Below are 13,385 nucleotides of genomic sequence, written 5' to 3'. Positions count from 1 at the left end.
GCCGCCCGCACACTCAAACCATCAATCAACGCCCTTCAAGCAACTCAGCCGCCTGATCCAGCAACGCCAGCGGATCCTTGGCCTTGTGAATATCCACCGACAACAACTGACGAAACTTGCGCGCCCCGGGGAACCCTGTGCCCAGGCCCAGCACATGCCGAGTGATGTGATGCATCGCACCACCGGCCAGCAAATGCTCGGCGATATAAGGCCGCAACTGCGCCAACGCCTCAGCCCGACTGATCACCGGAGCGGTACTGCCGAACAGTTGCTGATCGACCTCCGCTAGCAGATAAGGATTGTGATAAGCCTCACGCCCCAACATCACGCCATCGAACGTCTGCAGATGCTCATGGCAGGCCTCCATGGTCTTGATCCCGCCGTTCAGCACAATCTCCAGCTCCGGAAAATCCGCCTTCAACTGCGCCGCCACGTCATAGCGCAACGGCGGAATGTCGCGATTCTCCTTCGGCGACAACCCCTCGAGAATCGCAATCCGCGCATGCACGGTAAAACTCGTGCAGCCGGCATCGCGGACTGTGCCGACGAAATCGCATAGCTCCGCGTAACTGTCCCGACCGTTGATGCCGATGCGATGCTTCACCGTTACCGGAATCGACACCGCATCACGCATCGCCTTCACACAATCAGCCACCAACTGCGGATGTCCCATCAGGCACGCACCGATCATGTTGTTCTGGACACGATCGCTTGGGCAGCCGACGTTGAGGTTCACCTCGTCGTAGCCGTGCTCCTGAGCCATGCGCGCGCAGGCGGCGAGATCGAGCGGAACACTACCGCCGAGCTGCAACGCCAGCGGGTGCTCGGCTTCGTTGTGACGCAGGAAACGTTCGTGATCGCCGTTGAGCAGCGCGCCGGTGGTGACCATTTCGGTGTAGAGCAGGGCGTGCTTGGACAGCAGGCGCAGGAAGTATCGGCAGTGGCGGTCCGTCCAATCCATCATCGGCGCTACACTGAAGCGGCGAGACGGCTCGGAGCGGGCGTGGCTAGTGTTTACGGGCGCTTCAGGTTCTTCGAAATTCATTGATACTGATCTTTTATACAGCGGTTTTTACCCATTTTTCCTTGTTTTCTGAAGTCGGTTGCTACAATGTAGCAAGCGAATTTAGCAATGTAGCAACTGGAAATGGGCACGATTACATCACGTAAGCGCAAGGACAACTCGACGGCCTACACGGCGCAGATACGGATCAATCGGGATGGGCGCACAGTTTATCAGGAAAGCCAAACCTTCGACCGCAAGCAGGTCGCTCAGGCGTGGATCAAGCGGCGTGAGACGGAGCTGGCCGAGCCTGGTGCGATTGAGCGAGCGAACCGTAAAGGTGTAACGATCAGAAAGATGATCGAGCAGTACCTGGACGAGTACGAAAAGATCCGGCCGTTGGGTAAGACAAAGAACGCCACACTCAATGCGATCAAGGACACCTGGTTAGGTGATCTCGATGACTCGGCGCTGACCAGTCAGAAGCTCGTAGAATTCGCACAGTGGCGGATGAGTAAAGAGGGCGGCGGCGTTCAGGCGCAGACGGTTGGCAATGACCTCTCGCACTTGGGAGCGGTGTTGTCCGTGGCGCGTCCAGCGTGGGGTTATGAGGTAGATCCGCTGGCCATGCCTGATGCTAGAAAGGTTTTGCGCAAGTTAGGCATGGTGAGCAAGAGCAAAGAGCGTAACCGCCGGCCGACGCTCGAGGAGTTGGACAAGCTCATGGCGCATTTCTTCGAAATGCAGGAACGTGGCAAGGCTCAGATCCACATGCCGAAGGTGATCGCCTTTGCGCTTTTCTCAACTCGCCGGCAGGAAGAAATTACGCGGATTCGCTGGGCTGATCTCGACGAGTCGCGGCATGCTGTCCTGGTGCGCGATATGAAAAACCCCGGGCAGAAGATCGGCAATGACGTGTGGTGTTATTTGCCGGACGAGGCCTGGGCGATACTACAAAGCATGCCGCGGATCGAGAGGGAGATCTTCCCTTACAACGCCAGGTCGGTGTCCGCCTCGTTTACCCGAGCTTGCCCGATGCTCGGTATTGAGGATCTGCATTTCCACGATCTGCGGCATGAGGGTGTGAGCCGGCTGTTTGAGATGGACTGGGATATCCCTAGAGTGTCGAGTGTTTCCGGTCACAGAGATTGGAATTCATTGAGGCGTTATACGCATTTGAAAGGGCGGGGCGACTCCTACAAAGGTCTGGAGTGGGTGAGGCGGCTGGTATGATATAAGAGATGATGAGTGAAGCTGGGGAAATGGGTGCTATATTTGAGATTTATGAATTCTAAGCCCCCGCAGTCTCTAAGACGACTGAATTATTCAATGCAAATGGAGATGCAAAATGCGCATAAAGTTAGATGTAAATGATCTTCCTCATCCTCTACTTGAATATTTTGAGCTTCGAGGGGTCAATAAATATAAGCAATTGACATTGGGAATAACTAGCTCAATAAAAATTGTAGCGGCGGAGAATGGAACTGGCAAAACCACATTGCTTAACGCGCTGTATGCCGTGCTCTCCAAGAAGCTTACAAAATTGTCTTTAATAGATTTTTCAGAGCTCGTTATCAAGTTTCAGAATCTTGGTGTGCTTGTCGTTTCAAAAAAGGAATTATTCAGTTCCAGCCTAAAGAGCCAGGAAAGCTCCGCAGTTGATGAGCTGGTTGAATGGGGGCTTACTCCTCAAGATATAAACTACATTTTTTCTAAATATACTCATGCCGATTATGATGGCCTTCGCGCGGAGGAGGCTTATAATAAAGTTTACATAAATGGTCCATATGATCCGGATGATACGGAAGATCTGTTTCTACGAGCAATGCCTAGAATAGAGAATAACGCTGCGTATCAAACATTGGTTTCTTATGTGGATCGTGGGTTAGATGGTGTTGAAGTTTTATATCTGCCCACATTTAGGCGCATTGAAGCAGAGTTTTCTGAGTTTAATTTCCGGAAGAGTCGAAGGAATAGGTTGCCAATACTATTCGAAAGTGAATCAAAAAACGATGACACTTTGATCTGGTTCGGTATGGCAGATGTTGAGGAGCGTCTCGAAGTTATCAGGGAGAGAATTAAGGCTCAAACTTTTGATGCATATTCGCGTCTGAGTGTTAAGTCGCTTGAGGATCTATTGTCTCCCACTACTAAATCGCCACCTCCAATTGCTTTTGAGGATAGAGTTCTCCATACGCAGTTGACTCTGGTTCTTACTCGCTTAGGGGAGGCGCAAGGAGCTACCGCTGAAAAGCTCTGGAGTTTGATTAAGAGTGGTGAGATTAATAATGCTAACTATGATAGTCTTCGGTCTTACTTGTTTCAAATGCTAGATATTTATACGCAAACCCAAGCTGATGAGCAGTCTATTGAAGGCTTCGCACAAGTTATTAATAACTACTGGGAAACATCTGCGTTTGAGACGAACTCCAAACCTGAAAAGAAAGTGGTATTTGATAAGTTGGCGCTGTCGGTCGATGTAAGAATTCCTTATAGTCCAGATCCATTGAGCTTGAACGATTTGTCTTCAGGTGAAAAACAGATTGTATCTATTTTTGCTAGGTTGCACTTGAGTCGAGGCAACCGATACATAGTTTTGATTGATGAGCCAGAGCTTTCTCTGTCGTTGGCGTGGCAGCGGCTTTTTTTGATGGATATCCTCTCTGCGCCAAGTTGTGCTCAGCTGATTGCGATCACGCACTCCCCTTTATATTTGATAACGATCTGGATCCTTTTGCAGAACCGTTGTTGGTGAAATATGAGAGGCCGCAGGAATGAGCGTGGTCGAACTACCCAACCAGACAAACGGGGCTGGCTTAATTGATTCAATGCGTAAGGCTCGAGAGATTCCTCAAGTAGTTTTGCAGCAGTATAGTAGTATTAGAAGCAAGGGGAAAGAATCGTTAATTTGTGTTTTCGAAGGTAATGATGATCTTCCGTATTATGGAACTGTATTTAAGATTGTTGCTAATGATCATGCGTTTGCGCCAATTCTATCTAAAGGTAAAGAACAGCTTCTCGCCTTCAGGCAATTGCTTACGAAGAGAGCGGAGGACGATCCCCATATTGCATACTTCATAGATCGGGACTTTGATGGTTATAAAGGTTACCCCGAAGGCGAAGATATATATTGTACCGATGGATACTCAATAGAAAATCAAATGGTCGGTACTGACGTCCTTCGTGAATTGTTGGCGTCGGAGTATAAGTGCGAGTCGAGCAATGATGCTGAGTGTATAGATGCGATAGTGCATCACTATGAGGCTAGACTCAACGAGTTTGTTGATGTGATGCGACCAGTTAATAATATAATATATTATGCGCGCAAAAATAAAATCCCTCTTTCTGGGATTGAAAATAAAATTCGCAAGTACTTAAGGTTTGAAGGTGACTCTATTGTCGCTAAAGATAATAATATTTATGAGCTAGTAGGGTGGCCTGAATCTATTGATTATTCATTAATTGACTTTTATGACGAAAGCTTTCTTCGGTTGGATCCTGTTGTAAGCTGGAGAGGTAAATTTCTTTTTGGTTTTTTTGTAGAAATGCTAACTCACTATAAAGCAGATAGAACATCTGAGCAGCCTCAGTATTTTGGAAGTAAGGTTGGAGTAAAATTCGACCCGAGAGGGAGTCGGTTAGAGTATTTGCTATCCTGTCACCGATTCCCGTTCCACTTAGGGAATTCATTCTTCGATTGGCGGGAAGGGCGACGATACAATAGAGCTCAATTAAAAAAGCAAGCGGGACTACACGTCCCGTTTGCTTATGCCATGATTTTTTTGCTCTATTATTCCTTTTTCTCGTTGTTGATCTATGTAGTCGGCAAGGTCGTTTAGGTGCACGCCTAACGCCGCTTTTTGGCTATTTGTGCCAAGTCGGGTTATGGGTATGTTGATCTCACCGGACGATTGTTTTAATTTAAACTTTTCTACTGTCAGGTTCATGTAGTCTGCGCATACGCGATCTAGAGGTATTACCGCTTGTCCGTTGTACTGAGCCATTAAGAGAAATAGGGTGTTCATTAGGCCTCCGAAGTTGCCTGCTTGACGATTCCAATTGTTTGTCCGGCTGATTGCCTTTGGACGACAGAGGCGTTCATTTAAATCAAACTGCTTACTTTACAGCTTGGGCATCAAGGAACAGGGCTAGGTCGTGCAGGTACACTACTCGTTGTGCGCGAGTGGATCCGTGCAAACGCTTCACGTCCAGCGCGATACGCCCTGCCTTGATCTCGGCCAGTAGGTAACGGTCGGTGCGAATGTGTGCGAAGTACTGTTCCCGGACTGCCGCCAGGGTCGGGCATGGAGTAGCAAACTGACGTCGCAATTGTTCAAGTGTGTTGCTCACGCTGCGTTCTCCCCGAGCCCCTCCGATGGGGGCAGCAACTTGAGGCGAATCAGCTCAGCGAGGCCTTCCTTACTTTTGCCCATTGCAGCCGCACAAATGTTGCCCTTGGCGTCAGCCACCACCGCGCCGAATGGGAACTCAGGCGAATTGGTCGGCGTGACGTAGGCGACTTGCCCGTCAAGGATCACGTTGTTGACGCAGCGAAATACCTCGGCCAGCTCGGTGCTTAGTGCTGGCATGCTTTCCAGTAATTGGATGGCTTCCGTCGAGGCGCCAACGAGCGTTGCGCGGCTGATTACCCCCGGGCAGTTCAAGTAGATCGGGATCAGCTTCAGGGCGCCGAGGGCTTGCGTGTAAGCATTGAGGTTGTTGGTTTTCATGCAGCGGCGTCCTTTTTGGTAATGATGATTCCTAGCTTCTTGGCCAGCCATTCGATCCCTTCTTCCTTCACCATCACCACGGAGTAATGACGGCATTTGTTGAGGGACGGAATCACGGTGCTGCGCGGATCCGAATACAAATAGCCGCGATCACGGTGCTGGCTGGCTAGATCGCCACTGCTGTTGAGAATGCTCAGCTCGCGCAACCTGGTGCGGAAGGCGCGGGGCTTGAGTCCGAGCAATGCGGCTGTTTCGTCCAGGGTGCGGTTCATGGCGCAGTCCTCAGGCAGCGATCATTTTGCGAACGCGGGCAAGCAATGCTTCCGAGTCCGCAAGTGCTCGATCAATTTTCGCCAGTCGGCCGGACTGCTCGGGTGGCGCGGGTTGAGCTGATTCAATTCGGCCGTTCGCAATGTCCTGGATGAAATCCCGCAGGTGCAGGTGATTGGCTCGGTCCGATCGCTTGAGGGTCAGTTCGCCGGTGTGACCTCCCAATTCAACGCTGACGACTGCGCTGTTTTGAGTGAGCTCCACATCAAAGCTTGCATAGATGGTTTGCTCTGGTCGTTGAAGAGGGCACTCGGCGCCTCCACCAACCTGGAGCATGTGATGCAACAGGTCTTGTTTAGTGAGGGGGATGAGGTAGTTATTCATGCCGCATCGTCTCCGAGCGGCCCGGCAGTGGCTTCGGATGCGTTAGCGATAATGACTGGCCTGATAGCGGCGGTACGGCCCTTGGGGTTGCTGACGACGAGAAGTCCGGTGCGAAGCTGTAGCTCTTCAACTGCGGCGCGACTGCTGCATGCGGAGGGGTGCAGGTAAACAGGGCAGCGGGTGTCGCTTTGCTGTGTGATTTGCATGGGTTGATCTCTTTGGTGAGAGGTAGATTCCGATGCAAAATTAGTGTTACTGATTTAATATGTCAACAGTATCACTTATAAAATTCGATAAATAAAATTAGTAGACGAAAAAAGACCCTTACGGGCCTTTTGGGGAGTTCTCTTAAAGCATTACCGAGTACCAGAAAACCTTCCCGATGATACGAATGTGCTGTTGGACGTAGTCGCCATCGTAGCGTTCGTCCGGGTGTTCCTCAGTGTTGTAGCTCCGTAGGCGCAAACCCGAGCCTGGCAATCGATAGAGAAGCTTCACGCGCAACTGTCCGTCATGATCAATGGCGTACATCTTGCCGTCCTGAACGACTGTATTCGCGGTGTCTACACCCACGGTACTGCCATCCGGAAGCACTGGCTCCATGCTGTTCCCAGTTACTGGAGCGCAACCTGCAGAAGCAGGATCGATGCTCTTTCTTTTGAGAGTACGTTTCCCGAAGCGAAGCTTGCGTCCGTTTGTTTCAAGCCTAACCTGAGATCCATTACCCGCAGACAATTCCACTTCCTTAAAGAATGGCAGCTCTACCTCATCAGGCCCGAGCGGGGTCTCGTCATCCCACACTTCAATCTGATGCATTTCCCAGTCGGGGGTTCTTGAGCTTTCATTGCCGCCCTGCGAATGCCGCAGTCGGGGCATTTCGGCGAGAGCAGCGAGACGTGGACTTACCTCTTCAAGCGAAAAGCCCAAGACATTCGAAAATTTGATCAGCGCTCCGATGTTGAGAGGGATTCGGCCATTTAAGTATTGGCTGACAACGCTTTGCCCAGCCCATTCGCACAGATCGGCGATTTTGTCCTGGGTAAGGGAAGGATCATGCCGTTTGCGGTCCTGATAAATAGCCTTCAAGCGCATAGCTTCGGCTTTTCGGGTCTCGTCGTCGGCAGAGAAGGATATCGAGGTAATCATGCGCCCCAATTTATAAGGAAGACTTATTTTATCAAAACAGCTTCACGTCTTTTTTCTTGCTGTTTAAAAGAAGTAACACTAATATCCACGCCGCAACGCCCATTCGAGGAAACGTGGATGGCAAACGAAATAGGAATTCCCTTGGGAGATTTCGCCGAGGGTAAGACTCAACCAGAGCTCGCTTTACTGATTGGGGTATCGCAAAGCGCTGTCTCTCAAATGCTCAACTCAGCTCGAGATATTCGAGTTCGGGTTGATGAGAAGGGGCCTGTACAGCGGTAGAGATTCGTCCAATCGGATCGCGCCGCAAGGTCAGGGCCGCTTAAAAGGTGTCGAGCTGGGGCCTCTCACCAAAGAATCCCCCAGCCCGACTACGACGATACACAGCACATGCACATCGGTCGTGGTCATAGGATAGGGTTTGCCCTGGGCTATGGCTACACCGTAAACAGGGGATTTACGGTTATGAGTCGCACAGATCTTTTGCCGGACGCTGGTCCGGTCCTGCCACTACGCCAAGCGATTTATCGCGCTGGTCGTGACTACAAGGGCGGAATCACCGCCCTTGCCTTTGAAATGGTGTTGGACAACGACACCCTCCAGAAAAAACTCAAACTCGATGAAGAACGCCGCTGGTTAAATCCCGATGAGCTTGAGGAAGTGATCAGGCTGACGGCTGATTCGCGCTTACTGGACGCATTAATGCGTCCAGCAGGTGCAGTTTGGTACCGCCCAGTGCCAGTACCGGCAACGCGTGATGCCCTGAAAGCCGTTGGCAAGTTGCTCGGTGAGACAGGTGAATTCGTGGCAAAAATGCATGACGGCGCCGCGGATAATGTTTGGGAGCTTCACGAAGTTGTTGATCTCGAAAAGCACGGTATGGATGTGATTCGCGAAGTCCTTGGAATCATGGCGGGCGCTCGTCAGGCGATGGAGGATCGCATCAATGGCTGATGATATCGACCGCGCAAACGAGCAGGCGCAATACCTGCTTGATGTTGCTATCCATCGCAGTCGCCGCGTGCCATCGAGCCGCGTTAGCGCGCAGTTCTGTGGCGACTGCGACGAACCAATCCCGTTGCTTCGACAGCAGAAGGTTGAAGGTTGTGAGACCTGCGTCTCTTGTCAGGAGTTGCGGGAGGCCCGGCGATGAGTGAATCGGGCAAAGGAACAGCCATCGCTAAATGGGCAAAGCGTTACATCAGTACTTTTGACTTGGCACTCGTATCGATTGATCCAGGTGAAAAGGCTCCGAAAGGCCTTGGGTGGAATAAGCCCGGAGGCTACATCACCGACGCCGACACGGCCGAGGCGTTCTGGCAACGAAACCCAAATCACAACCTTGGCGTCGTGCTGGGGCCGAGCCGCGTTTGTTCATTGGATGTTGATGACGTTCAATGGACGCGACATGTTCTGTATGAACTGTTGGGCCTTGACCTTGACGCGATGGCAGTAGTGTTCCCGACTATCGTCGGGAATCCGCTGCGATTCCGGGTGGTGTTCAAGGTGCCGGAAGGCATCGAACTCACGCGTCATTCACTTTCATGGCCGAATGAAAAAGACCCGGACGGTTCGATTTTCAAAGGGTTGATGGACAAGGCTAAGGTTGCGAAAGAGCAGGGTGATCTTGCCGCAGAAGCTGCTGCACGAACCGAAGCCGAGCCGTTCAAACGCTTCACGGTCTTTGAACTACGTGCGGGATTGGTGCAAGACGTATTTCCACCATCAATTCATCCCGGTACCGGCAAACCTTACATCTGGAAAACTGCTCCAAGTGCTACTGACGGGCTGCCGACGCTGACCAACGAGCTGCTTACCATTTGGCAGAATTGGGAGTTTTTAAGCGAGATGCTGAAGCTGCATGTCCATGGGCGGTTGCGCCACCAAAGCCACCGGCCAAAGCCCAAAAGCGTCCTGCACTCGGTGGCGGCAAACAGCCCTCGGTAATTAATGAATTCAACCGTTGTCACGATGTTGCGGAGCTTCTTCGTGCCCATGGATACATCAAGCGAGGCAATAAGTGGCTGTACCCTCAAAGCAGCACCGGTCTGCCAGGGGTGACGATCAGTGAGGACAAGGTTTATTCGCACCACGGTGCTGACCCTCTCGCGAACGGGCATCAGAACGACGCCTTTGAAGTGTTCTGCTTACTCGAGCACGGTGGCGACCAGTCGAAGGCTGTGAAGGATGCTGCGCGAATGTTGGGCATGCAATACGCCGCCCGTCCAGATCCGAATGATCTTCCCCCACCCCATCCGGTGAATTGAGCGGGCCGATCTCCGACGAAACATGCCCGTCCAGCGAGGCCGCTCCTGCTCCTGACGGGGGGCGGGGAGGTCATAACGTTGGATCACATTCTGCGTCGTTTTGCGTTGGTCGAGGGCACCACGCACGTATGGGACTGCGACCAATCGAAGGTAATGAAGAAGTCCGCCTTCGAAGCTCGCGTGGGCAAGCCTCTGGCCAAAGCCTGGTTGGACGACACCGGAAAGAGGCTGATTTCTGACGACCATGTTCGCGAGATCGAGCAGGCGCGCCGCATGGCTGGGAAGAAAGGCGGTGCATTCGGGATGTCTCCAACCGATCGCTACGTTTACATCGATGGCACCAAAGACGTTTGGGATCGGGAAAAGAAGCGGCGTATAGCCGAGGGCGCGGTGAAGATGGCGCTGGGTGACACTTACCCGCTGTGGTTGAACAGCAGTGAGCGCCGCACCGTCGATGTTGAACACATCGTGTTTGATCCGACCATGACGAAGGATCCTGCGGTGTACATCAATACCTTTGACGGGTTGCCGCTTGAGCCAGTCAGGGATGATGCAGCGTGTGCCAACCTGCGTTGGCTGATTTCATTTCTTTGTAACCACGATGAAGCTGCAACCGATTGGCTAACTCGCTGGCTGGCGTATCCGCTGCAACACCTCGGCGCCAAGATGGATACCGCTGTGTTGATGCATTCGATCATGGAAGGTTCGGGCAAGAGCCTTTTGTTCGCTGACGCACTCGGCATGCTTTACGGCCAATACGCGGCGACTGTTGGTCAGACGCAATTGGAAAGCAGTTTCAACGCGTGGCAAAGCCGCAAATTGTGGTCGGTATTTGAAGAGGTCGTCAGTCGCGATCAACGTTACAACCAGGTGGGCAAGATCAAGCACTTGATCACTGGTAAAACGGTGCGGATGGAGTCGAAATTCATTAATGGCTGGGAAGAAGCCAACCACATGAACGCGGTGTTTCTCAGCAACGAGATTCTTCCGTGGCCAATCAGCGACAGTGATCGACGAATGCTGGTCATGTGGCCTATGGAGACCCTGCCAGTCGCAAGGCAAAAGGCGATTGGTCGTGAACTGGAGCAGGGTGGGGTGGCGGCGCTCTACGGTTGGTTATTGTCGGTCGATCTAGGGGACTTCAACCAGCGCACGCGGCCGCCATCGACCGAGGCGCGTGAGCGTTTGGTGGCCTTGAGCCGGGCCGGCTGGCAAACATTCTTGCATCTGTGGAAGTACAGCGAGCTGGGGCATGGGCTTTGGGGACCGTGTCTATCGACCGACCTCTATTCGTTGTTTCTCGAATGGTGCCAGCGCAACAAAGAGCACGTGATGAGTCAGACCAAGTTCTCTCTATTTATCAGTTCCGAGGTGGATAAAACGCGGGCGATACCCTGGACTGACGGCAATAACCGTCGCTTCGGCGCGTTTTTCTTTCCTGTGGATCTGGATGCTTCCCCGCCCCCATCACTCAAGGCGGCAGAGCTGGGCAAGCAGGTAGAGAACTGGCGGGCTAAGGCCAAGCTGGCGGGCTGGCACGTGGACAGCTGGGATCACATCAAGGCGCTTGCAGCATGACTATTTTCAAAAGTGTGTTGGGTGTGTTGAGTGTGTGTCGGGTTGATTTTGAATACCCCACACAATTTGAGTGCCCGAATTACATGCCCTCGCGGGTGTTGTGTGGGGTGTGTTGGGTTTTGTGTCGCGCACGCGCATGCATGACGTTCTTTGCAACGAATTCAACGGAACGAATTTTTTCTTATGCGAAGACTGATAAACCTAACAAACCCAACACACTCAACTCAAGTTTGATTGAGGCATTGAATTTAAAGGGATTTATCTGTGTTGGGTTTGTGTCGGGTTGCGGTTTTTCTGTGTTGGGTTGGGTTTTACGGGGGCAGGGCAATGATTGAGGCGATGGAGTTGTTGCTGAAACATTGGGGCGAGCAATGCCGACACGCTGGTGAAGCGGGAGGCATGGGTAGCCCGATGGCGACAATCATGGAGTGGGGCGGTTGTGCGCCGCGGGGCACACCCGGTTCTCGGATCCTTCTCGGCGGTGGTGCGGGTCCAGATTCAATTGCGCAGGAAATTGGTGCCGCCCTTTCCGAGATTGCCCGGCAAGATGGTCGGGGTGAAAGGCTGCAACAGTTGGCAGTTATGCGTTACGGCTTTGACCCAGCACCGACATGGGCAGCGCAGATGCACGAACTGGGCTACGTCTCAAAGGCGAAGCAAACCTACTACGATCTTGTGCACCGTCTTCATGTCCGACTCTTTGAGGTGCTGGCCGAGCGCAAGGACGCACGTAAGTGGCTTACCGTTGGTCGGGGCGCTTTACCTCAAAGTCTCCTCAAAGTTGCGTCAAAGTTGCGTCAAGTTGGATAACCGAAAATGCCCCCTTTTCGGTTCCGTACTCAGGGGTAAAAAGTCCCCACGATATGGATTCTGCGCCTTGGCGCTTCCCGAGCACGTGCTGTGCACTTCGTCCTGGCGTATGCCGCGACATTGAAAACCCTGCCCTCCGGCGGGGTTTTCTTTTGTGTTCGGCATGCTCCTTCACTTGAGGCACAACATGACAAATGAGCAGCAAGCGCTGGCAGAAATGCCGATCTGGTTGGTGATCGTCCTGGCTCTGGTCGGCGGCGTATCCGGTGAGATGTGGCGAGCAGACAAGGATGGTGCCCGGGGCTGGGCGTTGCTGCGCAGGCTCGCGCTTCGGTCGGGGGCCTGCATTGTCTGCGGGGTGACGGCGATGATGCTGATGATCGCGGCCGGCATGACGATCTGGACGGCGGGCGCCTTGGGATGCCTCACTGCAATGGCCGGAGCGGACGTTGCCATCGGGTTGTACGAACGCTGGGCTGCCAAGCGGCTTGGCCTTTCCGAATCAGCATCGACCGACCACACCTAAGAGGCGGGGCGGAGCAGGGGCGCCGGTTTTTCCGGGTCCTCCCCGAAGGCCTCCCCTACACGGGTTACGGAACTCGCGGGATCTCTGCAGCTGAGAATTTCACAGGGATGTCCGTCTTTTCAAAGGGTTAGACATGGGAAAGACAGTCAGCAAGGCCGACTTGAGCGAGATCGTCGGTCGCGATGAACGCACCCTGACCCGATGGCAGAACGACGGCATGCCAGTGACCGAGTTCGGCCTCGGTCGGGGCAACGAAAACCAATACGACACCGAAGCCGTGATTCAGTGGCTGATGCACCAAGCCGCACTCAACGGCAAAAAGAATCTTCCCGCGATCGCCTCGACCGGATCCGCGCTGATCGTGAAGAACTCGCGATGGCCAAAGATCTTGGCGAGGTGGTCATCGCTGCTGATTTGATCGAACGCTTCGAAGCAATGATCACCGCCGCAAAAGTGGAGTTGCTCAACTCTTTCCCCGATGTGCTGGCCGCCGAACTTTCGGCGCGCTACGACGTGGAAGTCGACGAGCAACTGATTCGCGACCCCATTGAAGCCATCCTGAGGAGGCTTTCTGACTATGACAAGGATGATGCCGCGTCAGATGGATATCCTGACGAATCGGACGATTCGGAGGGCCCTGAGGAAGACGGCGACTAAAGCGCTGCGCGGTG

17 protein-coding genes and 1 pseudogene are annotated in these 13,385 nt (G+C 52.9%); 11 read left to right on the top strand and 7 right to left on the bottom strand.

Annotated features, from left to right (window positions below; translation table 11 throughout):
- Nucleotides 1-25 precede the first annotated feature (25 nt).
- Nucleotides 26-1,045, bottom strand: coding sequence for a tRNA dihydrouridine(20/20a) synthase DusA (gene dusA / locus LJU32_22630; protein WKV88250.1), 1,020 nt, complete (start codon nucleotides 1,043-1,045; stop codon nucleotides 26-28).
- Between the two features lie 102 nt (nucleotides 1,046-1,147).
- Here dusA and LJU32_22625 point away from each other — a divergent pair, with 102 nt between their 5' ends.
- The 3 genes from LJU32_22625 to LJU32_22615 all read left to right on the top strand — a co-directional run bounded on the left by LJU32_22625 (nucleotide 1,148) and on the right by LJU32_22615 (nucleotide 4,842).
- Entirely contained in the window at nucleotides 1,148-2,236 is a 1,089-nt protein-coding gene (locus LJU32_22625; protein WKV88249.1) for a site-specific integrase, read from the top strand.
- 115 nt (nucleotides 2,237-2,351) lie between these two features.
- Complete coding sequence (locus tag LJU32_22620) at nucleotides 2,352-3,758, top strand: ATP-binding protein (GenBank protein WKV88248.1); 1,407 nt, start codon at nucleotides 2,352-2,354, stop codon at nucleotides 3,756-3,758.
- A 25-nt stretch (nucleotides 3,759-3,783) separates the two neighbouring features.
- Nucleotides 3,784-4,842 (top strand): DUF4435 domain-containing protein, encoded by a 1,059-nt coding sequence (locus LJU32_22615; GenBank protein WKV88247.1) that lies wholly within the window; start codon nucleotides 3,784-3,786, stop codon nucleotides 4,840-4,842.
- Here LJU32_22615 and LJU32_22610 read toward each other — a convergent pair.
- The 6 genes from LJU32_22610 to LJU32_22585 form a co-directional block, all read right to left on the bottom strand.
- Entirely contained in the window at nucleotides 4,753-5,028 is a 276-nt protein-coding gene (locus LJU32_22610; GenBank protein ID WKV88246.1) for a pyocin activator PrtN family protein, read from the bottom strand. The two genes, LJU32_22615 and LJU32_22610, sit on opposite strands and share 90 nt — an antisense overlap.
- 91 nt (nucleotides 5,029-5,119) lie before the next feature.
- Entirely contained in the window at nucleotides 5,120-5,353 is a 234-nt protein-coding gene (locus LJU32_22605; GenBank protein ID WKV88245.1) for a pyocin activator PrtN family protein, read from the bottom strand.
- Nucleotides 5,350-5,733: a hypothetical protein gene (locus LJU32_22600; GenBank protein WKV88244.1), complete on the bottom strand. Its 384-nt coding sequence runs from the start codon at nucleotides 5,731-5,733 to the stop codon at nucleotides 5,350-5,352. The genes LJU32_22605 and LJU32_22600 overlap by 4 nt, the downstream gene beginning before the upstream one ends.
- A complete protein-coding gene (locus LJU32_22595) occupies nucleotides 5,730-6,005 on the bottom strand; it encodes a phage antirepressor KilAC domain-containing protein (GenBank protein WKV88243.1) in 276 nt (91 codons plus the stop codon). The genes LJU32_22600 and LJU32_22595 overlap by 4 nt, the downstream gene beginning before the upstream one ends.
- A gap of 10 nt (nucleotides 6,006-6,015) precedes the next feature.
- A complete protein-coding gene (locus tag LJU32_22590) occupies nucleotides 6,016-6,387 on the bottom strand; it encodes a hypothetical protein (GenBank protein WKV88242.1) in 372 nt (123 codons plus the stop codon).
- Between the two features lie 348 nt (nucleotides 6,388-6,735).
- A complete protein-coding gene (locus LJU32_22585; GenBank protein WKV88241.1) occupies nucleotides 6,736-7,533 on the bottom strand; it encodes a helix-turn-helix transcriptional regulator in 798 nt (265 codons plus the stop codon).
- Between the two features lie 465 nt (nucleotides 7,534-7,998).
- Here LJU32_22585 and LJU32_22580 point away from each other — a divergent pair, with 465 nt between their 5' ends.
- The 8 genes and pseudogenes from LJU32_22580 to LJU32_22545 all read left to right on the top strand — a co-directional run bounded on the left by LJU32_22580 (nucleotide 7,999) and on the right by LJU32_22545 (nucleotide 13,371).
- Nucleotides 7,999-8,487, top strand: a complete 489-nt coding sequence (locus LJU32_22580; GenBank protein WKV91176.1) for a hypothetical protein — start codon at nucleotides 7,999-8,001, stop codon at nucleotides 8,485-8,487.
- The gene (locus LJU32_22575) at nucleotides 8,480-8,686 is read left to right on the top strand and encodes a TraR/DksA C4-type zinc finger protein (protein ID WKV88240.1); all 207 of its coding nucleotides are present in this window, start codon (nucleotides 8,480-8,482) and stop codon (nucleotides 8,684-8,686) included. The genes LJU32_22580 and LJU32_22575 overlap by 8 nt, the downstream gene beginning before the upstream one ends.
- Nucleotides 8,683-11,378: pseudogene (locus tag LJU32_22570) on the top strand (bifunctional DNA primase/polymerase). Before LJU32_22575 ends, LJU32_22570 begins: the two are co-directional and overlap by 4 nt.
- Nucleotides 11,375-11,713, top strand: a complete 339-nt coding sequence (locus tag LJU32_22565) for a hypothetical protein (GenBank protein WKV88239.1) — start codon at nucleotides 11,375-11,377, stop codon at nucleotides 11,711-11,713. The pseudogene LJU32_22570 and the gene LJU32_22565 overlap by 4 nt, the downstream one beginning before the upstream one ends.
- On the top strand, nucleotides 11,706-12,188 hold the full coding sequence (locus LJU32_22560; protein ID WKV88238.1) for a hypothetical protein: 483 nt from the start codon (nucleotides 11,706-11,708) through the stop codon (nucleotides 12,186-12,188). The genes LJU32_22565 and LJU32_22560 overlap by 8 nt, the downstream gene beginning before the upstream one ends.
- Nucleotides 12,189-12,375: 187 nt before the next feature.
- Nucleotides 12,376-12,714, top strand: coding sequence for a pyocin R2, holin (locus LJU32_22555; protein ID WKV88237.1), 339 nt, complete (start codon nucleotides 12,376-12,378; stop codon nucleotides 12,712-12,714).
- 133 nt (nucleotides 12,715-12,847) lie between these two features.
- A complete protein-coding gene (locus LJU32_22550) occupies nucleotides 12,848-13,132 on the top strand; it encodes a terminase small subunit (protein WKV88236.1) in 285 nt (94 codons plus the stop codon).
- Nucleotides 13,090-13,371: a hypothetical protein gene (locus tag LJU32_22545; GenBank protein ID WKV88235.1), complete on the top strand. Its 282-nt coding sequence runs from the start codon at nucleotides 13,090-13,092 to the stop codon at nucleotides 13,369-13,371. The genes LJU32_22550 and LJU32_22545 overlap by 43 nt, the downstream gene beginning before the upstream one ends.
- Nucleotides 13,372-13,385 lie beyond the last annotated feature (14 nt).

This window comes from Pseudomonas sp. B21_DOA, assembly GCA_030544685.1.
Classification (GTDB): Bacteria; Pseudomonadota; Gammaproteobacteria; order Pseudomonadales; family Pseudomonadaceae; genus Aquipseudomonas; species Aquipseudomonas fluorescens_AO.
This window is presented reverse-complemented; position numbering and strand designations above follow the sequence as displayed.

Coding starts and splice junctions, on each gene's coding strand:
- LJU32_22550 (WKV88236.1), top strand. CDS start 12,848: ATGGGAAAGACAGTCAGCAAGGCCGACTTGAGCGAGATCGTCGGTCGC.
- LJU32_22585 (WKV88241.1), bottom strand. CDS start 7,533: ATGATTACCTCGATATCCTTCTCTGCCGACGACGAGACCCGAAAAGCC.
- LJU32_22620 (WKV88248.1), top strand. CDS start 2,352: ATGCGCATAAAGTTAGATGTAAATGATCTTCCTCATCCTCTACTTGAA.
- LJU32_22545 (WKV88235.1), top strand. CDS start 13,090: ATGGCCAAAGATCTTGGCGAGGTGGTCATCGCTGCTGATTTGATCGAA.
- LJU32_22625 (WKV88249.1), top strand. CDS start 1,148: ATGGGCACGATTACATCACGTAAGCGCAAGGACAACTCGACGGCCTAC.
- dusA (WKV88250.1), bottom strand. CDS start 1,045: ATGAATTTCGAAGAACCTGAAGCGCCCGTAAACACTAGCCACGCCCGC.
- LJU32_22590 (WKV88242.1), bottom strand. CDS start 6,387: ATGAATAACTACCTCATCCCCCTCACTAAACAAGACCTGTTGCATCAC.
- LJU32_22565 (WKV88239.1), top strand. CDS start 11,375: ATGACTATTTTCAAAAGTGTGTTGGGTGTGTTGAGTGTGTGTCGGGTT.
- LJU32_22560 (WKV88238.1), top strand. CDS start 11,706: ATGATTGAGGCGATGGAGTTGTTGCTGAAACATTGGGGCGAGCAATGC.
- LJU32_22610 (WKV88246.1), bottom strand. CDS start 5,028: ATGAACACCCTATTTCTCTTAATGGCTCAGTACAACGGACAAGCGGTA.
- LJU32_22580 (WKV91176.1), top strand. CDS start 7,999: ATGAGTCGCACAGATCTTTTGCCGGACGCTGGTCCGGTCCTGCCACTA.
- LJU32_22575 (WKV88240.1), top strand. CDS start 8,480: ATGGCTGATGATATCGACCGCGCAAACGAGCAGGCGCAATACCTGCTT.
- LJU32_22595 (WKV88243.1), bottom strand. CDS start 6,005: ATGAACCGCACCCTGGACGAAACAGCCGCATTGCTCGGACTCAAGCCC.
- LJU32_22600 (WKV88244.1), bottom strand. CDS start 5,733: ATGAAAACCAACAACCTCAATGCTTACACGCAAGCCCTCGGCGCCCTG.
- LJU32_22555 (WKV88237.1), top strand. CDS start 12,376: ATGACAAATGAGCAGCAAGCGCTGGCAGAAATGCCGATCTGGTTGGTG.